The sequence below is a fragment of the Marinobacter suaedae genome (assembly GCF_030519635.1).
GTDB classification, from domain to species: Bacteria; Pseudomonadota; Gammaproteobacteria; order Pseudomonadales; family Oleiphilaceae; genus Marinobacter; species Marinobacter suaedae.
Genome location: NZ_JAUMIS010000001.1, coordinates 424,191 through 449,631 on the forward strand (window position 1 = coordinate 424,191; position 25,441 = coordinate 449,631).

Below are 25,441 nucleotides of genomic sequence, written 5' to 3' on the forward strand. Positions count from 1 at the left end.
GTCCGTATTCTATTAACTATTCGTCAGTAACCGTTTCAATGTCCAAACGCCAACGGAACTCTATGAAACCCAACCTGAAAGCTTGTGGACAAGCCATGATGACCGCCATGGTCAATGCCGTACTGGCCGTTGCCCTGATGCTTCTGGTCGAGTTCGCGATCAGTGGCTCGTTTCAGGTGCCCGAGCCTTATCTCTGGGCCGGCTTGCTCATCTGGCTGGTCATCTTCGCCGGACAGTTCTGGCGTCAGCGCCACCTGTGCCGTTCCGCCCAGTCCCACGAATAACCTGCCCCAGGAGCACCTCCCGGTCGTCCGCCTGAGATCAGGCACGTGCTTATCCAGTGAGTCCACCCGAGAGGTCTGGTCCACACTCCTCGCCTGAACCCCTATCAATCCCCGCTTGTCGCAGACTTTTTCCCGACGTCTATACTTGTGTCCATGATGTGAGCCCGCCGACTCCATCTCACTGCATCCGACCCAGGTGCGGACAAGGACCAGCGCGGCATTCCCCGGGTCATCAGGTAGCAAAAACCAGCGCGAGATTCCGTCGTTTTCGCGCCCACCTCAGGATCACATGCCTGACGTTCAGTGAATCCATCGGTTACGGGCGAGGGCCCGAAACTTCTGCAGACGCACCCCGGGAGGCATGGCTATGCGCTGGAAAAGCGGCAGGCGAAGCGAGAACGTCGAAGACAGACGGGGACAAACCACCCGATACGCTGCGGCCGGTGCAGGAAGTGCCGTACTGCTCAGGTTCCTGCCGATGCTTTTTCGCAGCAAGATGGGGCGGACGATCCTGATTGTCGGTGTGATCCTGATCTTTGGCGGAAAAATGCTGGGCATCGATATCCTACCCTTCCTGCTCGGTGGAGGCGGGGGACCTACCACCGTCGAGAACCAGCGGGAATTCACCGCAGCCGAACAGGAACTCGCCGATTTCACCTCGGTTGTGCTGGCCGACACCGAGGACACCTGGAAAGCCATCTTCAGCGAGCGCGGCGCAGCTTACCGGGAACCTACACTGGTGCTGTTCACGGGCCAGGTACAATCCGCCTGCGGATTTGCCAGCGCTGCCGTAGGCCCCTTCTACTGCCCGGGTGACGAGAAGGTTTACATAGATCTGTCGTTTTTCGACGATCTGGCCCGCCGTTTCGGAGCGCCCGGCGATTTCGCCCAGGCCTATGTGCTCGCCCATGAGGTTGGACATCACGTGCAAACCGTACTGGGCATCAGTCAGGAAGTCAGACGCCTGGGCCAGGGCCGTAGCAAGCAGGAAGTGAATTCATTATCCGTCAGACAGGAACTACAGGCCGACTGCTTTGCCGGAGTGTGGGGCCACATCGCCCATCGGGACCGTCAGATACTGGAACCCGGCGATCTTGACGAAGCCCTTCAGGCCGCGGCCGCGATCGGTGATGATCGTCTGCAACGGCAGGCCGGCGGTCAGGTGGTGCCCGACAGTTTTACCCACGGCACGTCAGAACAACGGGCCCGCTGGTTCCGCCGGGGGTTTGAAACCGGCGATATTGACAACTGCAACACGTTCGAGGCCAGACAGCTCTGAGCGCCACCTGAATTGACAACCCCGGGGCCGAACTTGCTTCAGCCCCGGCATGATCAACAGACCTGACAGGTCACTGGTTACTGGCGAATGCCCTCAACGGAGATAATAATCTCCACAGTTTCGGACGCCTTTCCAAGGTCCATGGGGATACCAAAATCCTTCAACGCGAGCTCGGTCTGGGCTTCGAATCCCATCCGATAACCGCCCCAGGGATCCTCGCCGTGACCAAGCATCTTGGCGTCGAGTGTGACCTCTTTGGTTACCCCGCGAAGAGTAAGGTCACCGACAATATCTGCCTCCCCATCGTCACCCAGCTCGACGCGAGTGCTCTGGAAACTCGCTTCAGGGAAGTCATCCACATACAGGAAATCCTCGCTGCGCAAATGCTTGTCGCGCTCTGCATGATTGGAATCAACACTGGAGGTATCGATGGTGACGGACACCGAACTGTTTTCCGGGTTCTCCTCGTCATACACGAACTGACCATCGAACTCATTGAAGCGGCCGTACAACCAGCTGAAGCCGAGGTGGGAAATCTTGAAGGTAACGAACTGGTGGGCACCTTCGTCATCAAACGCATAGGTACCTCCATGGCCGTCGGCGTGGACACTGCCGATCATGGTCATGGAAACGGCAGACGCAAGCAGTAGTTTTTTCATGGCATTCTCCTTTTTTGGTTCGGTTCGTTCGGAACAACAGACAACAGTGGCGATCTACCTTTAGCGGCCAACCATACGCCGCAAGGTATCGTCTCGATCAATCAGGTGATGTTTGAAGGCCGCCGCAGCGTGCAGGCCTGCCAACACAACAATAGCCCAGGTGGTCCAGTAGTGGATGTCTCCCGCCACCTCTTCCAGGCCTTTGACCTGCCCGGTTACCGAAGGCACCGTGAACCAGTCAAACACATGGATCGACGAGCCGTCGGCCGTTGTGATCAGATAGCCACTGACAAAGGCAATAAACAACAGCAGGTAAAGAACCCCGTGCACTCCATGGGCGAGGCGCACTTCCCATTTGGCCTGACCGGGGAGCGGGCCGGGGCCCCGGTTTACCACCCTCCACAGCACACGGAATATCATCAGCCCGAATAACAGGATGCCCACGCTTCGATGGATGTCCGGACCGGTTTTGTACCATTCATGGTAATAATTGAGATCCACCATCCAGAGACCGAGCCCAAACAACGCAAACACAGCCACTGCCACCAACCAATGAAGCAGGATACTGACGACGCCAAACCGGCTTGAAGAGTTAAAAACTTGCATAGCTCGCTTCGTGTCCTTGTCCCTTGAATGAGATGGCTGCCCTGGAAACGGAATGTTGGGAGCTTAGGAAGCTCTCCATTCGAATGAAATCAAAATGTTCTGCTGACCAACATCAAAATATTTGATCAAACAGCATATGGCGTCCCGCCTTTAGTCGTATACGGCTTTTACGGATTGTTCAAAATAACATCAACGCTAGACTTTTAAGCAAGTCCTGACGCCCTGCTCCGGGCAAAACCATCGAAAGGTAGAAACGACAATGGAAGTGGAATTCGACGAAGACGTTGTTGTCCCCAGCAACAACTGACAAACAGGCGGCACGCACGGCCGCCGCCTTCTCCTCTTACCGCCCGCGCAGCCAGATACAAAAGGTTCCGTGTCTGGAACATTAAGCCGTGGTGACGATCGCTTTTTGATAACCTGCCCGTTGCGTTAGCCGACCTGACGACAAGCGGGCCATGCTCGCGACTTGTGGGCATGCCAGGCGCTTGAAAGCCTGGCGTTGTCGTACAGTGATTCTGAACAGCCAGAACGTCGAGACGGCCTGCCAGACACTGCTCAACCCTCCGGCAGTATCACGTTGCTATCTTGTGCACGATCGAGGCCGTTCAAATTGACGTGACGGTCGCCTTCATGTGCATCGCCCTGTCCCTGGGGCACTATCACGACGGTGCACTGAGGGAGCTGAGCTGCGATATCCTCGCCAACCCGGTTCCTGATCAGTTTAACCGACCGTAAGCCCGTAAACCTGGGCAATCACCAGCACCGTTACGGTTCCGATGAAGATGTTCATTGGCAAACCGACCCGGACGAAATCCAGGAATCGATACCCTCCGGGTCCGAACACCATCATATTGGTCTGATACCCCAGCGGCGTGGCAAAGCTGGCCGATGCCGCCATCATCACTGCCATCACAAAAGGTTCTGCACCAATACCCATGGTGGATGTCATGGACAGTACGATGGGGATAATCAGAACCGCGGCCGCGTTGTTGGTAATGATTTCCGTCAATACAGACACCGCCAGGTAAACCAGCAAGATGGCCATCAGCACTTCTCCGCCACTGAAATCCAGAATGGATTCCGCCAGCAGGGCAGCCGCTCCGGTTTCCTGAAGTGCCGCACCCAATGCAAAAGAAGCGCCAATAGTGAGGATCACCGGCACATCGACGGACTTCTGGGCCTGTTCCACCGAACAACACCCGGTCAGAATCATCAGCCCAGCCCCAAGCAGGGCTGCGTTTAGCATGCTGACCACGCCACAGGCCGCTAACCCCACCAGTACCAGCAGAATTCCCCAGGACAGCCAGGCGCGGTCATGGCGCGGGCGCTCGGTATCGAGATCGTTGATCAGCAGAAAATCCTTGTTGTACCGCTGTCGACTGACGAAGGCCGGACGTGCCTCCAACAGCAATACATCGCCCTGCTTAAGGCGGATGTTTCCAAGGTTACCGGATACCCGCTTGCCACCCCGGGCAACGGCTATGACCACTGCCCCATAACGGTCCCGGAACCGGGCATCCCGGATGGTCATCCCCAACACATCCGACTGCGGTGACAGGACGGCTTCCACCAGTCGCCGTTCGGCACGATCCTGGCTCAGACTCGGTTCGTCTTCATGCACGGAGGGCACAATCCCGTTGATGCGCATCAAGTCTGAAATCGACTGGGTATCACCGGCGAACACGAGGCGGTCCCCTCCCCTGAGACGTTCTTCCGAAGGAACCGCGGTGACGACGCTGCCATCGCGCTCAATCTCCACGAGATACAGCTGTTCGAGTTCTCGGAGCCCGGCCTGGCCAACAGTTTGTCCCACCAGCGGGCCATCGAAGGAAACCGCCACCTCCAGCGTGAACTCCCGCATTGAGCCGAATTTCTGCTGGTCCTTCCGGTCTGGCAAGAAGCGGGGCATCACCAGCAGCAAAACCGCCACACCAATGACTGCAACAGGGAGACCCACGGCGGTGATGGAAAAGATGGAAAACCCTTTCTCACCGGTCAGTTCCTGGTATTGACCGTTCACCACCAGGTTGGTGCTGGTGCCGATCAGCGTGAGCGTCCCTCCAAGAATGGCGGAGTAGCTCAGGGGAATCATCAGCTTGGAGGGAGCAATGCCAATCTTGCGGGACCACGCATGCACCGCTGGAATCATGGTAGCGACGACGGGGGTGTTGTTGAGAAATCCGCTCAGGAAGGTGACCGGCAAGGCAATGCGTGCCTGAGCACTGCGGACAGACTTCGGATGGCGCAGCAGATTGTTCACCAGTAGATCCACACCACCGGAGTGATGAATACCCGCTGCCACCACGAACATGGCAACAACCGTTATGAGCCCACTGTTACTGAAGCCACTGAGCGCCTGTTCCGCGGAAATAATACCCGAGGCACTCAGAATGATGAGGATACCCATCATGACAATGTGGGGTGCCACGCGCCCGAAACTCATGAAAATCAGGGACGCACCTGCCAATGAGAGTGCGAACCAGCCTTGCCAATCCATGTAGGGTCTGCCCAGTTTCAAAACTGGCAGGATAGCGACTCAGAAAAATACTTAAAAAGAATATATTTAAATTTTTATATTCTTTTTAAGTATATTAAGAAAGGAGTTTTAGGAGTGAACAGAAGGGCCCGGAAGTCGGGCCCCTCGGACAGATCACACAGGCACGTCGGCAATATTGCCGTAGGTTTCCAACCAGGAGCGACGATCAGAGGCACGCTTCTTACCCAGCAGCATATCCATACGGCTATCCGTATCGTCACCGTCTTCAATGGTCAACATGACCAGTCGACGGGTATCCGGCGCCATGGTGGTTTCACGAAGCTGCAGGGGGTTCATTTCACCCAAGCCCTTGAATCGGGTGACCGAAATCTTGCCTTTACGGTTCTCGGCAGCCAGACGATCCAGGATTCCCTGTTTCTCATGCTCATCCAGGGCATAAAAGGTTTCCTTGCCCAGATCGACCCGGTAGAGGGGAGGCATGGCAACAAACACATGTCCCGCTTCCACCAGTGGACGGAAGTGCTTGACGAACAGGGCGCACAGTAGCGTTGCAATGTGCAACCCGTCCGAGTCGGCATCGGCAAGGATGCAGATTTTGTTGTAGCGCAATCCGTCAAGCTTGTCGGAGCCGGGATCGACACCGATCGCCACAGCAATATCGTGGACCTCCTGAGACCCCAGCACTTCAGACGGGTCGACTTCCCAGGTGTTGAGAATTTTGCCGCGTAGTGGCATCACCGCCTGAAACTCACGATCGCGGGCCTGCTTGGCAGAGCCACCTGCGGAGTCTCCCTCCACCAGAAAGAGTTCGGACCGCGCGGTGTCACCACCGGAACAATCCGCCAATTTTCCGGGCAATGCCGGGCCAGAGGTCACCTTCTTCCGCGCCACTTTCTTGCTGGCCCGCAGACGGCGCTGTGCATTGCTAATGAAGAGTTCCGCCAGCGCCTCGGCCACGTCGGTGTGCTGGTTCAGCCAGAGGCTGAAGGCATCCTTGACGATACCGGACACGAACGCAGCTGCCTCGCGAGAAGACAACCGCTCTTTGGTCTGGCCCGAGAACTGGGGCTCCTGCATCTTGAAGGACAAGACGTAAGCGGCACGCTCCCAGATATCTTCCGGCGACAGCTTGACGCCCCTGGGCAACAGATTTCGGAATTCACAGAATTCCCGCATGGCCTCCAGCAGACCGGTACGCAACCCATTCACGTGGGTACCGCCCTGGGCTGTCGGGATCAGGTTTACATAGCTTTCCATCACCGCTTCGCCGCCTTCGGGCAGCCACTGAATGGCCCAGTCCACCGCTTCCGAGTTACCGGAAAACGTGCCGGTAAACGGATCCAGCGGAACCGCTTCAAGGTCCGCCAGTGCGGTGCGCAGGTAATCGCGAAGGCCGTCTTCGTAGTGCCACTCATCCTTGTCGCCGGTCTTTTCCTGCAGGAAGGTAACCGTGAGTCCTGGGCAAAGTACCGCTTTGGCTCGCAGGTTATGGCGCAGGCGGCTGACGGAGAAATTCGGGCTGTCAAAATAGCTGACATCCGGGGTGAACTTCAGGCGGGTACCGGTGTTGCGTTTGCCCACCGTGCCGATGACCTCAAGGTCAGAAGCCTTCTCGCCATTCGCAAAAGTGATCTTGTGCAGCTGTCCGTCTCGCTTGATCAGGACTTCCAGGTGCTTGGACAGCGCATTGACGACGGACACACCGACCCCGTGCAGACCACCGGAGAAGTTGTAGTTACCCTGGGAAAACTTACCACCAGCATGGAGGCGGGTCAGAATCAACTCCACGCCTGGCAGGCCTTCCTCCTTGTGCATATCGACCGGCATACCCCGACCGTCATCCTCGACGCTCAGCGAACCATCGCTGTACAAAATGACGTCGATGCGGCTGGCGTGACCGGCAAGGGCCTCGTCCACGCTGTTGTCGATGACTTCCTGAGCCAGATGGTTCGGACGACTGGTTTCAGTGTACATCCCCGGGCGCTTGCGCACCGGATCAAGGCCGCTCAGTACTTCAATGGCGTCGGCGTTATATTGTTGTTGGCTCATAGGTAGGAAGTAACTCTCAATTTAAAACTGAAAACTGCGCCATAGCTTAGGGATTCGGTGGGAAAGATCAACGGTTGTTTTGAACAGGCATCACTCGCAAACCATCCCAGCCCTCTGCAGTGACAGCAATCACCGCGCAGGGGGTGGTGATCATCTGCGGCACCATGGCTCCGGGCTCGGGCGCCTTGACAGTGACCGAGAGATCCAGCCGCCCATCGACAATTTCCGAATCCGCCAACATCACGCCATACCCGCCGGTAGGCTTCTGGCCCAGAGCCGCCAGAACCACATGTTCCCGGCTAAAATCCAGCTCCCTGAGTGGCGCCAGGGACAGAGTCCGCGCCGGTAACTGTTCCAGACGATCAACATCCGTGGTACTGCGCAGTACCACGTGCCCCGGAGCGGTAAGGCCACAGTGAGAGGACTGCCCGATCTGCCGGGCAAGCGGCGCACCGGTATCGGTCTCGGTCTGACTCAGAGCGCATCCAGCGGTCAGACTCAGGACGGCAGCGCACGAAACTACAGGTATAAATCGGCACTTCTTCATGGTTCAGCAATAGCCTTGGTCGGAATCTCCGCCGGCTCGGCGGACAACAGTTGATACCCTTGAAAGCCCGGTCTTGGCAAGAGGTCGGGCGTTCTGGCGGAAATCGAAGGACGTGAATAGCTGGTGGTCATTCGAATGCCGGTCACCGGGCCGTTGTCTGGCAGAGTAATGACTTCCCGCAGGCCTGCAACCGGATATTCGGCGCAAGCTTCTCCGGAATGACAGATCAGACCATCGTTATCCAGGTCCGTGCCGGCCACCAGAAAATAATCACCGGGCGGCACTTCGTTAGCCAGCAGGGGCTCTTCACCGTCGTCCGGTACAAAACTGAAACGGTATTGTCCATTTTCGGCCACCACATTGGCCTGCCCGACGGTGACATAGAAGTTGCCCTGTGGCTCCGGAGCCACCAGTAACACGAAGTGCCGCCCCGCGTCTTTCGCGTTCTGATCAGACACCACCCGGCCAACCACCGGAATTTCAAGGGTGCGCGCCTGATCGGATGTGTACTCGATGACCAGAGTCGTGCGCTTGGAAACCTCGTTACCCAAGGCCTCCGGATTCAGGGTCATCGGCAATTCGAATCGTGTACTCAAGGCGCCTGTCAGGTCGGCGTTCAGGGTCAACCAGTCGGGAGGCGCAGAAACCGAATTGACTCGCACACTTTGCAGCTCACTGCCAAAAGCCTCCAGCACGACTGTGGCAGACCGCTCTCCTTCCGTGGACAGGGTTACAATCGCAGGAGACGCTGTCAGAAGCTCCGGCACCGTATTGTTCTGGGCTGCTAATGCCGACTTGCCCGCATCCATCAGCCCCCATCCCAGACGGTTATCCCTGCTGCACGGAGGTGTGACACAGGTTTGTACGGTAAGATCCCCGGCAACCAGGAGGGCGTTGAGACTGGCAAAGTCCAGGGTGCCGTTGATACTTTTCATCAGCGCCATCACGCCCGACACATGGGGCGCCGCCATCGACGTCCCCTGCAAGCCTATGTAGGTTTCCTGGGCGGTTCCATTGATTACCGATGCACTGGTGCTGACAATCACATCTCCCCGACCGTCGGCATTGCCGTCCCGGCTCGCGTCGCCGCCAGGGGCAGCCAGGTCGATCCAGTTTCCTCGGTTGGAATAGGAAGCCAGCTCACCGGCGCCGTCCACGGCGCTGACAGCAAATACATTACGAAACGCCGCCGGAAACGATTCCGTTGAGGTCGCGGAATTGCCCGCAGCCGCTACAAAAACGACCCCGCGGGCAGTTGCCTCGTCAATGGCATCCTGCAATACCTGTATGAACGGCAATCCGCCCAGACTCAGGTTCACAATATCAGCACGGGGTGACCCCGATTCGGGTCCGTTCACCCAGCGAATGGCGTTCAGCAGGTCGGCTGCGGAACCAACGCCTCCCTCACCCAGGACCCGCACAGGCATCAGCGATGAACCGAAGGCGACACCCGTGCCGCCAGCGTCGTTAGCCAGAGCAGCCACCGTACCGGCAACATGGGTTCCGTGGAACACACTGTTACCAACACTGTTGCCGGGATCACTCGGGTTATTGTCCGGCCCCGGTTGCCCATCGTTATCGAATTGTTCGGACACAAAATCCAATCCGGGAACCACATTGGCGTCCAGATCCCTGTGCCAGCTGGTGCTACTGCGCCGGTACAGACCGGTATCCATCACGGCGACCGTCACCCCGGCTCCGCCTCCGGGTGCCAGCTGCCAGGCAGTCGGCGCATTCAACAGACCATAGTGCCACTGCTGATTTTCATAAAGCGGTTCCGTCAGCGGGCTTGCCAGTGCATGCATCTTATAGTTGGGCTCGACCGAAGCGATTCCAGGTTGCTTTCGCAGGGACTCTATCCACGCCAGGGTACCGGCCTGCGCCCGGGCATCCCGCATACTGGTCTTCTTTGCCGGCGCAGCAACCCGCCAGAATCCGGGAGCCACTTCACCCATGGGCGTCATACCCGTCTGCTGAACCAGGGCGCGGGCATTCGTCCCACTTGCGGCTGCAGTGAGCCCAACAATCGCCTCTCCTTCGATCACCTCGTGGTCCGGCCAGCTAAGGTTGCGCGCCTGCCCGGTCGGGGCCAACGCCGAGGACAAAACATACAGCACCGGCAAATCGCCAAGGACGTCGACGCGAACCGTGTAAACGCCCTCCTCGCCTGTATTGGTCAAGCCAAACGTGGTACCGGTAGAGCCCGAGTTGGAAGCCAGCGCCTCACCGTCCCGCTCAAATGTCAGCCGTACACTTGAGGGCCCGGCCCGGGTGGCAAATGCCTGCAATTCCAACGCCTGCCCGGCAGCGAGAGCCATGGAGAAGGAATCCTGCGGATCTGCCGGATAGGAGATGGCAGGGAAATCAGGCGCACTCGGGTAGGTGCCCTGAGTAGCGCTGACATATCCCGACAGAATAAATTCCTGGGGCAAGCTCTGGTCAGTGCTTCTTGGCACTGCATTAAACCTGAGCGCATCCGCGTTATCGAAGTCAACACGGGTACCGGCTTCGATATCAATCGTGCCAGACAAGGCAGTGTTAAAAGGTTCTCGTTCACTGCTGTCGGAACCGCCATCGCATCCTGCAAGCAACAAAGTGACGCTACAAACAGCGCAAGATAAAGCGTTAACCGTCTGATTTATCAGCGACATTTTTTTTCGACTCCATGAATTAGCCCAGCATACACGCCCGCACTCAGCCTGTGCTTTACAGAGTGTAAAAAGCGATACGACAGTCAATCAGGGGCAGATGCCAAAAGCCCGCTCCGTCATGATGGACGAGCGGGCTCAGAAGAAGGGCCTGTCTACAGGGTGTAGAACAACATCGGCACAAACGCCACCAAAAGGAGCGTTGGCCCCATGACGGCCAGGGGGAGCAGCAACCGTTCATAACGGTGCCAGAAGGAGCCGGTGCACTCGCCGGCAATCACCTCGGTTTCGCCAACCACCTGCCGGGTGAGCAGGTGATTGAGCGCAACCGGCGGGCTCAGGTAACCCAGCTCAAACGCAACCAGGCAGACAATCCAGAAGTGCAAGGGATCGATGCCCAGACCAATCGCCGGCTGGGCAATGGTTGCCGACACCAGAATCACGGCACCGAAGGGATCCATCACCATGCCAATGACCGTGAGCATTACCACGATGACCAGCATGGCCAGCCAGGGACTGGTGAGGTTATCGGGGAACAGGGCATGGACAATGTCAGACCGTTCCAGAATGCCACCGAGGCAGATGGAGAAGCCGATCAGGCACAGTAGCGCTCCGATGTGGACCGCCGAGTCGCTGGCAGCCGCCGTGCTTCGGCTCCAGAACGCCTGAAACCGGGATTCGCCTTCGCTGCGGGTGTCTCTGCCGGCATCCAGAAACACCAGCGCCAGCATTACCAGCGGAAGGATCATCGGTGCACTGTATTCGTTAAAGTTCAGCCCCAGAATGCCCCAGATCGCGAAAATCACCAGAGCACCCACTGCGACGTAAGGCAGCAGCGGGCGCAACTCGCCGATCGAGGCGCGGAACGCCCCCGGAGCCGGACGGGGCCGCCAGTTACCCTGGGTTTTGCAGACAATAATCGAGAACAGGGTGGCGGACATCAGGAACACCCAGACGCCCCAGCCATACATCTCCGTGGTCGTGACCTCTTTGTTCAGGGCAGCGATCACCACGATCAGCAGACAGGGATTGAGCACCACACCGAGGCTTCCGGACATGGCCGTCGTCGCCAATGACAACTGACGACCCGCGCCCGACCGGCGCAATTCGTCGTAGACCACGCCGCCGACCGCAAGGATGAAAATACCCGAGGCGCCAGTAAAGGCGGTGGGAAACGCCGTGGCAAAGATAATCACCGATGCCAGCAGGGGTGCCGGCAGATGGTAGGGCTTGATGACATTCAGCAGCAGCTCCGGCAACCGGGTCTGCTTGAGCACCATACCCACCAGAACATACAGCCCGATGTTGATGAACATGGATGACAGGTTGGACATCATGCCGAAGTAAATGGCCAGCCCCGAGGCGTAGCCATCCACCAGGAAAAAATACCCCATGGCGATGAGTCCCATACCGCAGTACAAAGGAAGGACCAGCCCGGAGGACAGCGACAGACGACCGGGTTTCATCCGCTCCGGAACGTTCAGGAAACGCACTGCGTTGATCACCATGAACAGGGCGAACACGCCAGCCCACGCCATTTGCAGATCCACCGTGCGATCCACACCCGGCGAGTCGGCCAGCTTACCCAGGTAGGCGTACAACGAACCGACCATCAGGCCATTCACGAGGAATTGCCCCCCCTGACTCAATCGCCACTCAGCCCGGTTACGAGGCAGGCGCAGGGCAATGTGATCGGCGTCCAGCGCCGCGATGGCTGCGGCCATGGCGAACATGGCGATGAACAGGTACTTGGTCAGTTCGATGTTACCGAGCAGGAAATCCGCCAATCCCTGCTCAACCGCCTTGAAAGCACCCAGTGCCGGTGTCGCCAGCTTGAGGTTTTGCTCGTACAGCGCGTACTCCTGCTGGCACAGTTCCAGGTTTCGTTGCAGGGACTGGCGGATGGCATCCGGATTGGGGGGCGAGCTGAACAAATCGTCTGGATCGGGCTGATAGGCCGCTACCCGCTTTTGCACCTCCGCATCCACATCCATTTCCAGCTGACAGGATGGTTCTGCGGCATCTGGGTTCAGAAGATAGTAGTTCGGCCAGAGCTGTTCACCGACCCACAACAACCGGGAGTGCAGCGAATTGCCCATCCCCAGCACCAGAGTGAACAGCAGTAACAGCAACAGTATCACCCCGTGCAACCGATGCACGGGATACAACGTCCTTGTCTCAGGAGCGGTCAGGGCTCGCCAATTCATGGGGTAACGTCCTGTTATTCACGGTTGGCGGCTGTGCACTCTGAAGCTGACGGATTACTCGCGCAACGAATCTTGCTCAGCAAGCCCAGCATCTTCGGGTGATAAACGCTTGGCGCGCCGTTCAGCCCATCCCGCATTTCCAGACGGTTCTGACGAAACATCTCCTGGTAGCCCTCGACATCCTTGGCCGGGATACGAACCCACTTCTGATCAGGAATGGCTTCCTCCTGGCCAGAGACCAGATTCATCGCTTGCGGGAACATGCCCCAGGCCACTTCACGGGCTTTCTGAGCCTTGTCGTCCTCGAGAACCGCATCGCGGGCAACAATCTGTACGGTTACCTGGGCCAACGGGTAGTCCACAATACCGCCGGTCTCACCAAGGCCCTTATAGAGTTCCAGAGCCTCGTAGGCGAACGCAGGTGCATACGCGGTATCCACCGAGCCGTTGTTGAACTTGCCAGCAAAGTTGGTGATATCGGACGGAACCACCGTGGCCTTGACGAAGTTGACCATGTGGATGGCGTCTTCCTGGTAGTCCAGCGTGGCAATTCGCTTACCCGCCAGTTCACCGGCGGTGTCGATGCTGCGGTCATTGACAAACAGATAGCCAGCGCCCACCGGCAGAATACCCAGCACTTCGTAACCATTTTCCTTCATCAGCGGCGCTGCCTTGGGCTGAGCCAGTGTCGCCAGCAGGGTTTTCAGGTCGTCATACGTGGGCAGCGCACCCACCGCGCCAATGCTGCCTGTAAACTGGTTGTAGGGGCGGACCCGAATGTCAGTAGCCGCCACCGCATCGCACTGGCCGGCATTAAAGTCCCCGATGGCCACCCCCTCATCCGTGTAGGGCTTCAGTTGCAGATCCACACCATGCGCTTTCATCTCCAGCGCATAGTCCTTGATCATGTTGTACAGGTCGCCATTGGCACCGATCACGTCGAAGACACACACAGACACGGATTGTGCCGATGCCAGTGGTGCCATAGCGGCCAGGGTGAGCGCATTCAGAGACTTGCGAATCATAACGACCTCCCAGTCATTTTATAGTTATCAGCATTGCGGCTGCTCCCAGCAGCCGGGGGATTAAAGCAATCCGTCCAGGTCCATGGTTTCCATGTCGTTCGCCGCACGTTCCGGACTCAGTGTGCCGAAAGCACCTTGTGGGGTGCGGTGACCATAGTTGGCAGCCCAGTATTTATCGGACGCAAACAGGACAATGGTTCCGGCGACCACATCCACCAGTCGATAGTCTTCCCAGACGTTCATCCGGTCATCGGCCGCGGCGAATTCAGCAATGGTTTGCTCCAGCACATCGGGACGACCAAAGGTTTCTGCAGCCACGACCTCAATGGCCATGGCCGCTCTCATGCCGGCACGAATGGACATGTCTGAACTCCGGTCCAGCATCTGCCATGGATCGGTGGAGGCATCGGGTTTGGTATCCGGAAGCAGCAGCCACACCAGTGCCCGAACGGCTGTGGGCAGTCCACCCCACTTGGCGTTATCAACGCAGGTGGCGGCACGCTCAGCCTGGGGAGCGATGTTTCTCGGAATGTCGGCTCGCGCACCGGAGTTGGAATCGTTCACGATGGCCTGCATGCCATTGAGCAGGCCAAGAAGAAAGGTCAGTTCGTCCTGATCGTCATCAAAGTCCGGGCATACCAGCGGCTCGGCGGCAGGGTCAAATTCATAGGCAGCCATCGCCCTTTCAAACGAACGGTAGCGTCGAATGGCAGACTCCGCATTCAGTCGTTTCGCCAGTTCCCGGGCATTCTTGGCCGCAGTCACATCACCGGCGTAATCCGCCCGCAGATAATCCAGTTCTGCTTCCCAGGCCCGGTATTCAGAACAGTTTGCCGCCAGTGCCATCATCAGCGAGCCGCTGTTGTCCGGCGCATCAACGACTTCTGAAAACGAGTAGAGAAGCGGATCCACGCCCTCACCCAGGGCGCAGGCCATGGCCGGGTCGGACATCTGCATAACGTAGGGGGTGGCTTCGGTCCAGGAATAACCGGACATAACCATGCCAGAGGTTTTGTAAATCGGTTCCATCGAGCAGCCCGCCAGTGGCAGCAAGCCAATCAGGGTCAACGTATTTAAGTGCGCAGACAGTCTGCCGCCGACACTCGTTGTCAGTGAAGAGATCATGGTTCGCCCTACTTTCCTTGTTATTCTGTCCAGAATGACTGATTCATTCTTTTACCACGGGCTCGGCTGCACATACCGTGATCCGCAGCGCGGTCTGATGGTTGATTCAGAATACAGACAGAAAGAAGGATGCTTGTAACACTGTCGGACAAAAATGGCTGTGGCGACCAAATTTTAGGGCCAATCAGGCCAATGGCCCATCAGAAAGCACTCAAAAAGCGGATATAAAACGCGTAGTTACCGGGGGAAAGCCATCATGGCCATGACCTGGTCGGTGAGGCCATCGAGGCTCAGCCCTCCGCCTTCCGGTCGATACCAGGTAATGGTCCAGCTCAGGGCGCCGGTCAACATCCGCCGCACGACGAAGGGGTCAGCCGACAGCTGACCTTCGGCCTTGAGGGCCGCCAGCACATCCAGCCAGACCTGCTCGTAGATGGCGCGGAGTTTCAGAACCTCCGCCTGGGAAGTTTCGGAGAGACTGCGCCATTCGTATACCAGCACCGCCATGGCTTCCCCGGTCTGGCCATTGATCGATTCCAGCTCGGCGCGGATCAGCGCCCTCAGACGTGCCACACCGGTTTGCGCCCTTTCCACCGCCGTCTTTAACAAGGCGGTGTTCAGGTGAATGGTTTCGACCATCACAGCCTTGAGGATTTCTTCCTTGGTCCGGAAGTGGTGAAACAGACTACCCGACTGAATGCCGACGGCAGCGGCCAGATCCCGAACCGTGGTGCGTTCATAGCCCTTGTCCCGAAACAGACGAGCAGCTTCTTTGAGCAGACGCCCACGAGCGCCCTTCGGGTCAGAAACCAGATTATCGGCGATCAGGGCATTCAGAATTTCGGCTTGATTCACAGGGGCTTCCCGGCAGTCATGTCAGGCCAACGATTCTACCTGACATTTCCGTGTTTACAAACCAAGCGCTTGCTTGGTATGTTCGTTTGCACTACTTAATTCAGTCGATTCACCTCGTTACTGAGACTGGCCCAAACCCAAAGGCGCCCATCTATGACTGACAACAGCTCTTCCGACCGAAAGCCCGTGCGCATCGGCTGCTCTGCTGCCTTCTGGGGCGATACTGAAACCGCCGCCCGCCAGCTGGTCCAGCAGGGCAATATCGATTTCCTGGTGGCGGACTATCTGGCCGAGATCACCATGTCGATTATGGCCGGCCAGAAAATGAAGGATCCGACCCAGGGCTACGCGCGGGATTTCGTGCAGACGGTCATGGGCCCACTTCTGGGCGACATCAAGGAAAAAGGCATTCGTGTGCTGGCCAATGCCGGCGGCGTGAATCCCACTGCCTGCCGGGATGCCCTGCAGGCCCTGTGTGATGAAGCGGGCGTGGACCTGAAGATCGCCCTGGTCCTCGGTGACGACTTGCTGATGCAGAAGAAAAAACTGGCGGAAGCCGGCATCACCGAAATGTCCACCGGCCAGCCCATGCCGCCGATGATGGTCAGTCTGAACGCCTACCTGGGCGCACCCGGGCTGGTGGCCGCTCTGGATCAGGGCGCGGACATTGTGATTACCGGCCGGGTGGCGGACAGCGCGCTGGTACTGGCGCCACTGGTCCACAAATTCGGCTGGGCCTGGGACGATTACGACAAGCTCGCCCAGGGCAGCCTGGCCGGTCACCTGTTGGAATGTGGCGCCCAGGCCACCGGCGGCAATTTCACCGATTGGCAGGACGTGGCCGAAGGCTATGACAACATGGGGTTCCCCATCGCCGAGGTCAGCGCCAGCGGCGAGTTCATCATCACCAAACCCGACGGCACCGGCGGCCAGGTCAGCCGGGGCACCGTTGGCGAGCAACTGGTGTACGAGATCGGGGATCCGCGGGCCTACCTGCTGCCGGATGTGACCTGTGACTTTACCCGGGTGGAGCTCATCGAATCCGGCCCGGATCAGGTAACGGTTCAAGGCGCCCGGGGGCTGCCACCCACCGATTCCTACAAGGTTTCCGGCACCTGGCCGGATGGCTTCAAATGTACCGTCACCTTCCTGCTGGCCGGGCTTGACGCCAAAACCAAGGCGCAAAGTGTCGCCGAGGCCATACTCAGCAAAACCTCCCGCATGTTCAGCGAACGGGGCCTGCCAGATTACTCCGAAACCAGCATTGAACTCCTGGGCACCGAAGTCACCTATGGTCCTCATGGCAAAGCCGGCGGCTGCCGGGAGGTGGTGGTGAAGATCAGTACTGCCCACCCTAAGAAAGAGGCACTGATATTGTTCTCCCGGGAAATCGCCCAGGCAGCGACCGGGATGGCCCCGGGTATCACCGGGATTGTGGGTGGCCGTCCCACCGTCTGGCCCAAGATCCGGCTTTTCTCCTGCCTGGTGCCAAAGACCGGGGTCAAGGTACGGGTGGATATGGCCGGCGAAAGCGCGGAGGTCGCCGTGGCGAATGACGGCGGCCTGAACACCAGCGATCTGAGCCCGGAACCGGCTCCACCGAAGGTGAGCGCAGAACCCGACACCACCGTGCCCCTGATCGACCTGGCCTGGGCTCGCAGCGGCGACAAAGGCGATCACAGCAACATCGGCGTGCTCGCCCGCCATCCGGACTTCGTTCCCTACCTGGCGACTGCCCTGACCGAAGACGCTGTTAAGGATTGGATGGCCCACACCCTGAATCCGGAAACCGGCAAGGTCACTCGCTGGGCCCTGCCCGGCATTCATGGTTTTAACTTCCTGCTGGAGCACAGCCTTGGCGGGGGTGGCGTGGCCAGCCTGCGCATCGACCCGCAAGGCAAGGCGTTTGCCCAGCAGTTACTGGAATTCCCCGTGCCCATCAACCGGGCCATTCTGGAACAAGGACGCGATTCATGAGTTACCAATCCATCTTTCACCCCGGTTTGTTCAAGGACCAGACCTTCATCGTCACCGGCGGTGGTTCGGGTATCGGCCGCTGCACCGCCCACGAACTGGCGTCACTGGGCGCCCGTGTTGCCCTGGTAGGTCGGAAGGCGGAAAAGGTCGAAGCCGTGAAGGCAGAGATTGAGGAAGACGGTGGCGTGGCCTCTGCTCATGTGTGCGACATCCGGGAGGAAGAGCAGGTCAAAGCCACCATGAAGGCCATCCTTGAGCAACACGGCAGCCTGAACGGTCTGGTCAATAACGCCGGCGGTCAGTTCCCCGCCCCGCTGGCCGGCATCAACCAGAAAGGCTGGGAAACCGTGGTACGCACCAATCTGACCGGGGGCTTCCTGATGGCCCGCGAGGCCTATACACAAGCCCTGTCCAAAAACGGCGGCGCGATCGTCAACATCGTCGCCGACATGTGGGGCGGTATGCCCGGCATGGGCCATTCCGGGGCCGCCCGGGCCGGCATGGTGAACTTCACCCAGACCGCCGCCGTGGAATGGGCCGCCTCCGGTGTGCGTGTGAACGCAGTGGCGCCGGGCTGGATAGCCTCCAGCGGCATGGACAACTACCCCGAGCACATGAAGCAATGGATTCGCAGCCTGGGCGACAATGTGCCCATCAAACGCATGGGTACCGAGTCGGAAGTCAGTGCCGCCATCTGTTTCCTGCTCTCCCCAGGGGCGGCCTTCATCAACGGGGACTGCCTTCGCATCGACGGCGGTGCCTCCCAGGGCGGCCGGGTCTGGCCATTGCCGAAAGCCAAGAACAACGAGCCGTTCAACGGCTTCCACCGAGCGACCAAGCCCAAAGTACTGGGCGAGGATTGAGGAGATCGCCATGGAGCCACTGACCACCAGCGTTAACCCACAGTCCGACGAATTCCGGGCCAACGTCGACGCCATGGAAACCCACATCCGGACCTTCCGGGACGTGGAGCAGAAAGTCCTGGACCTGGCCGAAGCCGCCCGGGAGAAATTCAACGGCCGCGGCAAGCTGCTGCCCCGGGATCGCATCAATCGCCTGCTGGACCGGGGCACACCGTTCCTGGAACTCTGCTCCCTGGCCGGCTACAAGATGCACGACGACAAAGACGGCAGCATGGCCGGCGGCGGCATCATTGCCGGCATTGGCACCGTCAGCGGCATTCGCTGCCTGATCGTAGCCAGCAACAGTGCCATCAAGGGCGGCACCATTTCCCCGGCCGGTCTCGACAAGACACTGCGCCTGCAGCAGATCGCCAAGGAAAACAAACTGCCCATCGTGTCGCTGTCCGAAAGCGGCGGTGCCAACCTGAACTACGCCACCGACATCTTTGTTCAGGGCGCCCGTGGCTTTGCCAACCAGGCTCGCCTGTCGGCTGCGGGCATTCCCCAGGTCACCGTGGTTCACGGCAACGCCACCGCCGGCGGTGCCTACCAGCCGGGCCTGTCGGACTATGTGATCACGGTGCGCGGCAAGGCCAAGATGTTCCTTGCCGGCCCACCCCTGCTGAAGGCAGCCACGGGCGAAATTGCCAGTGATGAAGAACTGGGTGGCGCAGAGATGCACGCCCAGGTGGCCGGTACCGCCGAATACCTTGCCGAGGACGACGCCGACGGCATTCGCATCGCCCGAAATGTTATGAGCGCCCTGCCCTGGAACGAACAACTGCCCATTCAACGGAATCTGACGTGGGACGAGCCGCTTTACCCGATCGAGGAACTACTGGGCGTCATTCCTTCCGACGCCAAGAAGCCCTACGACGTGCGGGAGATCCTGGCGCGGATTGCCGACGGTTCCCGATTCATGGATTTCAAGCACGAGTTCGACGACCAGACCGTGTGCGGCACCATCCGCATCGAGGGGCATGCGGTGGGCATCATCGGCAACAACGGCCCGATCACGCCCGCAGGCAGTGCCAAGGCTGCCCAGTTCATCCAGTTGTGCGACCAGGCTGGCACCCCCTTGCTGTTCCTGCACAACACCACCGGTTTCATGGTGGGCACCCACTCCGAGCAGAACGGCATCATCAAGCACGGTTCAAAGATGCTGCAGGCGGTGGCCAATGCCCAGGTACCCAAGGTCGCAATTGTGGTTGGCGGCTCCTATGGTGCAGGGAACTACGCCATGTGCGGGCGGGGGCTGGATCCAAGATTCATTTTCGCCTGGCCGAACAGCCGCACCGCGGTCATGGGCCCAGCCCAGGCGGGCAAGGTGATGCGCATTGTGGCCGAGGAAAAGCAGCGCAAGAGCGGCATCGAGCCAGACCCGAAGACCCTGGAATTCCTGGAGCAGGCCACGGCCAAGAAACTGGAAGAAGGCTCCACGGCGCTGTACGGCACCGCCCGACTCTGGGACGACGGACTGATTGACCCGCGGGACACCCGCCGGATTTTGTCGCTGGTGTTATCGGTGTGCCGGGAAGCCGAGGCCCGCCAGTTGCGCCCAAACAGCTTTGGCGTTGCCCGGCTCTGACAAAACCGGATCGCATCCAGAGATTTCTGACAAGGAGAACAACACTGTGAAATTCACCGCCGAACACGAAGCCCTCCGAAAGACGGTTCGGGATTTCGTTGAAAAAGAAATCAACCCCTACTGCGACGAATGGGAGGAAGCGGGTGAATTCCCCATCCACGACCTGTTCCGGAAGCTCGGAGCCCTTGGCCTTCTGGGCATTCAGAAGCCGGAAGAATATGGCGGCATGGGGCTGGATTACAGCTACAACCTGGTCGCCGCCGAAGAGCTTGGCATGGCCCACTGCGGTGGCGTGCCCCTGGCCATCGGCGTGCAAACCGACATGTGCACACCGGCCATCGCCCGATTCGGTTCCGACGAACTCAAGCGTACTTTCCTGACCCCGGCCATCACCGGGGAGATGGTGGGCTGTATTGGAGTGAGCGAAGTGGGCGCCGGGTCGGATGTCGCGGGCATGAAAACCACGGCCCGGAAAGACGGCGATGACTACATCATCAACGGCTCCAAGATGTGGATCACCAACAGCCCGAAAGCGGACTTCATCTGCCTGCTGGCCAACACCAGCGACGACAAACCCCACAAAAACAAGTCGCTGATTGTGGTGCCCATGAGCAGCCCCGGCATCTCGTTCAGCCCGCACCTGAACAAGCTGGGGATGCGTTCCTCGGAAACGGCGCAAATCTTCTTTGACGATGTGCGCGTCCCCCAACGCAACCGCATCGGGGCCGAAGGTACTGGCTTTATGATGCAGATGCTGCAGTTCCAGGAAGAACGTATGTGGGGCGCCGCCAACGTGATCAAGGCGCTGGAGAACTGCATCGACCAGACCATCGCCTACTGTCGCGAACGCAAAACTTTCGGCCAGCCGCTGATCGACAACCAGGTGATCCATTTCCGCCTGGCGGAACTGCAAACTGAAATCGAGGCGTTGCGTGCCCTCACCTATCAGGCCTGCGAACTGCATATCGAAGGCAAGGACGTTACCAAGTTGGCGTCCATGGCCAAGCTGAAGGCGGGCCGACTCGGTCGCGAAGTCACCGACAGCTGCCTGCAATACTGGGGGGGCATGGGCTACATGTGGGACAACCCGCTGTCCCGGGCTTTCCGGGATGTTCGGCTGGTGTCTATTGGTGGTGGCGCAGACGAAATCATGCTGGGAATTATCTGCAAGATGATGGGGACGTTGCCCGGTAAGAAACGCGATTAACAGACTGACCAACCTGTGGGGCCATCGGAGTCTGGAGGAGTGGCACCCCGATAGTTCCTGCCAGAACACGCCCGCGAGTACGTCCCTGTAGGGCTCGGTCGGGCCATCCATGGCCCTCCACGGTTCTGGCAGGAACTATCGGGCTACCGGCCCAGACCACATTCTTGGAGTCATTTTTGATGGAATCTTTACCGCATTGCGAAACATTGCTGCTGGAAAAACAGGGGCCGACCCTGTTCGTCACCATTAACCGACCGGACGTTCGCAACGCTATGAGTCTTCAGATGGTGGCGGAACTGTCCACGGTGTTTACCCAGATTGAATCCGACCTGAACATCCGGGCCGTGGTGATTCGTGGCGCCGGCGGGCATTTCTGTGCCGGCGGCGACATCAAGGACATGGCGGGTGCCCGGGGTCAGAGAGCTGGCGAAGGCGAGGCCGACCCGTTCTACCGACTGAACCGGGCCTTTGGCCAGATGATCCAGCAGGTGAACGAATCCTCCAAGGTGGTCATCGCCGTCACCGAAGGCGCCGTGATGGGCGGTGGGTTTGGCCTGGCCTGCGTGTCCGATGTCGCCATCGCCGGACCTACCGCCAAGTTCGGAATGCCGGAAACCACCCTCGGCATTATTCCGGCGCAGATCGCGCCATTCGTCGTCGAACGAATCGGCCTCACCCAGGCACGCCGGCTGGCACTGCTCGGATTACGAATTGATGCCGACGAAGCCTGCAGGCTGGGCATCGTTCATCAGGCGGCAGCCTCGGATGAAGAGCTGAAAGAAATGCTCGGACACGCTATCGAGCGGGTGCGCCAATGCGCTCCGGTCGCCACGGCCGAGACCAAGGCACTGCTGCATCGGGTGGGCCACGAAGCCATGAACGTCCTGCTGGATGATGCCGCGGAGAAGTTCGCCGAAGCCATCCGGGGCAGCGAAGGAACGGAAGGCACCATGGCCTTTATGCAGAAGCGCCCACCAGCGTGGGCAACCGAAGAATAGTTCGAGGGAGTGAGGGGCTCGGAAGCTGTTTTCAGGAAATGTCTGAGGCCAAGGATGGCCGAAGCCAAGCGTACATGGATGTGCTCGTAGCGTTTTCCTGAAAACAGCTTCCCAGTCGCTCACGGATAGGCATCAAACCCAAGAGACCGGCACAATGCTAAAAAAACTCCTGATCGCCAACCGCGGTGAAATCGCCGTCCGGATCATTCGCACCGCCAAGGCACTCGGCTACCGGACGGTAGCGGTCTATTCCGACGCCGATGCCAGGGCGCTCCATGTCGAGCTGGCCGACGAAGCCGTTTGCATTGGGCCTGCCCAGGTATCCGCGTCGTACCTGAACGCCGACGCCATCCTTGACGCCGCAAAAAGAACCGGCGCCGACTGCGTGCACCCCGGCTACGGATTCCTGTCCGAGAATGCCGCCTTCGCCGAAGCCTGCAAAGCACAGGGGCTGACCTTCGTTGGCCCACCCTCCGGCGCCATCGAACTGATGGGTAGCAAGCGCCGCTCCAAGATTGCCATGCAGGAAGCCGGTGTACCCGTGGTGCCCGGCTACGAGGGCAACAACGCCAGCGATGATGAACTGGTGGCTGCCGTTGGGGATATCGGCTACCCCTTGATGATCAAGGCCTCCGCCGGTGGTGGTGGCCGGGGCATGCGCCTGGTCGAGGCCGAAGCTGACCTGCTAAGCAACATCCAACGGGCTCGATCAGAAGCCAAACAGGCCTTTGGCGACGACGAACTGATCCTCGAAAAAGCCGTGATCGAACCCCGCCACGTCGAAATTCAGGTGTTTGCGGATCGCCATGGCAACGCCGTTTATCTGGGCGAGCGGGATTGTTCCGTGCAACGGCGACACCAGAAGGTCGTGGAGGAAGCGCCCTCCCCGTTCGTCACCCCCGAGCTTCGGGCAGCCATGGGTGAAGCGGCGGTTCAGGCCGCCAAAGCCTGCGGTTACGAAGGTGCCGGCACCGTCGAATTTCTGGTGGACAAGGAGCGCAATTTCTACTTCCTCGAAATGAATACCCGGCTTCAGGTGGAGCACCCGGTGACCGAACTGATCACCGGCCAGGACCTGGTGGCGTGGCAACTGATGGTGGCCGAAGGCCGGCCTCTGCCACTGGCTCAGGAGCAGATTGAACTGAATGGACACGCCATTGAAGTCCGCCTGTATGCCGAGGACCCGGCCAACGGCTTCACACCGCAAACCGGCCCGCTTCTGGCTTTCGAGCCCGCACTGACCGAGGGTCTTCGTTTTGACTCGGGCGTGCGCCGTGGCGACACCATCACCCCACATTACGACCCCATGCTGGCCAAAGTCATCGCCTGGGGACCGACCCGGGATGATGCCCGCCGCCGACTGGTGAGGGCGCTGGAGGACACCACCGTATTCGGCTTGACCACCAACCGGCATTTCCTGAGCCGGATTATCGCCAATGACACCTTCGGTGCCGGCGAGGCGACCACGGCCTTCCTGCAACAGGCATTCAGCGACGATCCTTCGCTGAAGCCAGCGACGCCCGGCATCCGGGAACTGGCCATCGCGGCCTGCCTGCTCGACCACGACAGCAGTGGCCAAAGCCCCTGGAGCAACGCCCCGGCCACCATGACACCGATCCTTCTTGAACATGATGGCGAACCGTTCCAGCTGCTGGTCAGCCGGAGCGACTCGGGGCTGAAAGTCACTTTAGGCGAAGACCAGCATTCGCTGACCATTGACAGCCTGAATAACGGGCAGGCCTGCTTCATCGACAATGGCATTCGTCAGACCTGCCAATATCACCGGCAAGCCGATTCCCTATATTTCCAACTCGACGGACAAGCCTGGCAGGTGCGGGACATCACCCATCAGGCCGCTGCGGGTGCCCAGGGTGCTGGCACCGGCAAAGTTCAGGCCAGCATGGACGGGGCCATCGTTGATATCCTCGTCAAGCCCGATCAGCAGGTTCAGCAGGGGGACACCTTGCTGATACTGGAAGCCATGAAAATGGAACATCCCGTCAAGGCTGATCGGGACGGCACCATCACCGACGTGCTCGTCAGCAAAGGTGCTCAGGTTAAACGCAGCCAGCTACTGGCAGAAATTGCCGACAGCACGTCGGCGAAACAGGAAGTCGAAGCATGACCACACTGGAAAAGAAAACCATCTTTATCACCGGCGGCAGCCGGGGCATCGGCCGTGCCATTGCGCTGGCCTGCGCCAGACAGGGCGCCAACGTTGTCATCGCGGCCAAGACCGACACGCCACACCCGAAACTGCCGGGCACCATTCATACCGTGGCTGACGAGATCCGAGCCGCCGGTGGGCAGGCCCTGCCACTGGTGCTGGACGTTCGGGATGAAAACCTCGTTCGACAGCGCATGGACGAAGCCGCCGAGTATTTTGGCGGCCTGGATGCGCTGATCAACAACGCCGGCGCCATCCGCCTTTCCGGTGTGGAGAAGCTCAAGGTGAGCCGCTACGACCTGATGCATCAGGTCAATGCGCGGGCCACACTCGTTTGCAGTCAGGCCGCCCTGCCCCACCTGAAAGCCTCAGACCGGCCCCATATCCTGAGCCTCTCGCCGCCACTGAACCTGGACCCGAAGTGGTTTGCCCACTACGGCCCCTACACCAGCACCAAGTACGCCATGACCATGATGAGCATAGGCATGGCCCAGGAGTTCCGGCGTTATGGTATTGCCGTGAATACCCTGTGGCCCAAAACCCTGATCGCCACCGCCGCTGTCGAGTTTGAAGCCGGTGGACCACAGATGCTGGCCAAAGGCCGGAAGCCAAACATCATGGCGGATGCCGCCGTCAGCATCCTCAAGCGCCCGGCCAGCGAACTGACCGGCCAGAATCTCATTGACGAGGAGATACTTCGACAGGACGGCGTGACCGACTTCGAGGCCTACCGATACCAGCCGGGGGACAGTCCGCTGATGACGGACCTGTTTGTTGAATAGCCGACAGCAAACACAAACCAGAATCCAGACAACCAC

19 protein-coding genes are annotated in these 25,441 nt (G+C 59.3%); 9 read left to right on the forward strand and 10 right to left on the reverse strand.

Features of this window, described 5'->3' with window-relative positions; translation table 11 throughout:
• The first annotated feature begins 62 nt into the window (after nucleotides 1-62).
• Together QVZ43_RS01840 and ypfJ are read left to right on the forward strand one after the other, a co-directional pair.
• Nucleotides 63-284 (forward strand): hypothetical protein, encoded by a 222-nt coding sequence (locus QVZ43_RS01840; protein WP_223794061.1) that lies wholly within the window; start codon nucleotides 63-65, stop codon nucleotides 282-284.
• A 367-nt stretch (nucleotides 285-651) separates the two neighbouring features.
• Nucleotides 652-1,563 (forward strand): KPN_02809 family neutral zinc metallopeptidase, encoded by a 912-nt coding sequence (gene ypfJ / locus QVZ43_RS01845; protein WP_223794062.1) that lies wholly within the window; start codon nucleotides 652-654, stop codon nucleotides 1,561-1,563.
• Between the two features lie 77 nt (nucleotides 1,564-1,640).
• On the opposite strand, the gene QVZ43_RS01850 is transcribed toward ypfJ, so the two are convergent.
• From QVZ43_RS01850 to QVZ43_RS01895, 10 genes are all read right to left on the reverse strand, one after another.
• Nucleotides 1,641-2,222: a YceI family protein gene (locus QVZ43_RS01850; protein ID WP_302908643.1), complete on the reverse strand. Its 582-nt coding sequence runs from the start codon at nucleotides 2,220-2,222 to the stop codon at nucleotides 1,641-1,643.
• A gap of 60 nt (nucleotides 2,223-2,282) precedes the next feature.
• Nucleotides 2,283-2,828 (reverse strand): cytochrome b, encoded by a 546-nt coding sequence (locus tag QVZ43_RS01855; protein WP_302908644.1) that lies wholly within the window; start codon nucleotides 2,826-2,828, stop codon nucleotides 2,283-2,285.
• Nucleotides 2,829-3,552: 724 nt separating this feature from the next.
• Entirely contained in the window at nucleotides 3,553-5,328 is a 1,776-nt protein-coding gene (locus QVZ43_RS01860) for an SLC13 family permease (protein WP_223794066.1), read from the reverse strand.
• Between the two features lie 153 nt (nucleotides 5,329-5,481).
• Nucleotides 5,482-7,377, reverse strand: coding sequence for a DNA topoisomerase IV subunit B (gene parE / locus QVZ43_RS01865; RefSeq protein ID WP_302908645.1), 1,896 nt, complete (start codon nucleotides 7,375-7,377; stop codon nucleotides 5,482-5,484).
• A 67-nt stretch (nucleotides 7,378-7,444) separates the two neighbouring features.
• Nucleotides 7,445-7,924: a protease complex subunit PrcB family protein gene (locus tag QVZ43_RS01870; RefSeq protein WP_302908646.1), complete on the reverse strand. Its 480-nt coding sequence runs from the start codon at nucleotides 7,922-7,924 to the stop codon at nucleotides 7,445-7,447.
• Complete coding sequence (locus QVZ43_RS01875; RefSeq protein ID WP_302908647.1) at nucleotides 7,921-10,455, reverse strand: S8 family serine peptidase; 2,535 nt, start codon at nucleotides 10,453-10,455, stop codon at nucleotides 7,921-7,923. Before QVZ43_RS01875 ends, QVZ43_RS01870 begins: the two co-directional genes overlap by 4 nt.
• A 272-nt stretch (nucleotides 10,456-10,727) precedes the next feature.
• Complete coding sequence (locus QVZ43_RS01880) at nucleotides 10,728-12,779, reverse strand: TRAP transporter large permease subunit (RefSeq protein WP_302908648.1); 2,052 nt, start codon at nucleotides 12,777-12,779, stop codon at nucleotides 10,728-10,730.
• Between the two features lie 14 nt (nucleotides 12,780-12,793).
• A complete protein-coding gene (locus QVZ43_RS01885; protein WP_302908649.1) occupies nucleotides 12,794-13,804 on the reverse strand; it encodes a putative solute-binding protein in 1,011 nt (336 codons plus the stop codon).
• Nucleotides 13,805-13,864: 60 nt separating this feature from the next.
• Entirely contained in the window at nucleotides 13,865-14,929 is a 1,065-nt protein-coding gene (locus tag QVZ43_RS01890) for a hypothetical protein (protein WP_302908650.1), read from the reverse strand.
• A gap of 237 nt (nucleotides 14,930-15,166) precedes the next feature.
• The gene (locus QVZ43_RS01895) at nucleotides 15,167-15,784 is read right to left on the reverse strand and encodes a TetR/AcrR family transcriptional regulator (protein ID WP_302908651.1); all 618 of its coding nucleotides are present in this window, start codon (nucleotides 15,782-15,784) and stop codon (nucleotides 15,167-15,169) included.
• A gap of 153 nt (nucleotides 15,785-15,937) precedes the next feature.
• Here QVZ43_RS01895 and QVZ43_RS01900 point away from each other — a divergent pair, with 153 nt between their 5' ends.
• The 7 genes from QVZ43_RS01900 (at nucleotide 15,938) to QVZ43_RS01930 (ending at nucleotide 25,405) form a co-directional block, all read left to right on the forward strand.
• On the forward strand, nucleotides 15,938-17,761 hold the full coding sequence (locus tag QVZ43_RS01900; protein ID WP_302908652.1) for an acyclic terpene utilization AtuA family protein: 1,824 nt from the start codon (nucleotides 15,938-15,940) through the stop codon (nucleotides 17,759-17,761).
• Complete coding sequence (locus QVZ43_RS01905; RefSeq protein WP_302908653.1) at nucleotides 17,758-18,624, forward strand: SDR family oxidoreductase; 867 nt, start codon at nucleotides 17,758-17,760, stop codon at nucleotides 18,622-18,624. The genes QVZ43_RS01900 and QVZ43_RS01905 overlap by 4 nt, the downstream gene beginning before the upstream one ends.
• 10 nt (nucleotides 18,625-18,634) lie before the next feature.
• Nucleotides 18,635-20,251 (forward strand): acyl-CoA carboxylase subunit beta, encoded by a 1,617-nt coding sequence (locus tag QVZ43_RS01910; RefSeq protein ID WP_302908654.1) that lies wholly within the window; start codon nucleotides 18,635-18,637, stop codon nucleotides 20,249-20,251.
• 46 nt (nucleotides 20,252-20,297) lie between these two features.
• Nucleotides 20,298-21,458: a citronellyl-CoA dehydrogenase gene (atuD, locus tag QVZ43_RS01915; protein ID WP_223794077.1), complete on the forward strand. Its 1,161-nt coding sequence runs from the start codon at nucleotides 20,298-20,300 to the stop codon at nucleotides 21,456-21,458.
• Nucleotides 21,459-21,637: 179 nt separating this feature from the next.
• The gene (locus QVZ43_RS01920; protein ID WP_302908655.1) at nucleotides 21,638-22,456 is read left to right on the forward strand and encodes an enoyl-CoA hydratase/isomerase family protein; all 819 of its coding nucleotides are present in this window, start codon (nucleotides 21,638-21,640) and stop codon (nucleotides 22,454-22,456) included.
• Between the two features lie 154 nt (nucleotides 22,457-22,610).
• Nucleotides 22,611-24,581, forward strand: coding sequence for an acetyl/propionyl/methylcrotonyl-CoA carboxylase subunit alpha (locus QVZ43_RS01925; RefSeq protein WP_302908656.1), 1,971 nt, complete (start codon nucleotides 22,611-22,613; stop codon nucleotides 24,579-24,581).
• The gene (locus QVZ43_RS01930) at nucleotides 24,578-25,405 is read left to right on the forward strand and encodes an SDR family oxidoreductase (protein WP_302908657.1); all 828 of its coding nucleotides are present in this window, start codon (nucleotides 24,578-24,580) and stop codon (nucleotides 25,403-25,405) included. Before QVZ43_RS01925 ends, QVZ43_RS01930 begins: the two co-directional genes overlap by 4 nt.
• The last annotated feature ends 36 nt before the right edge of the window (nucleotides 25,406-25,441 follow it).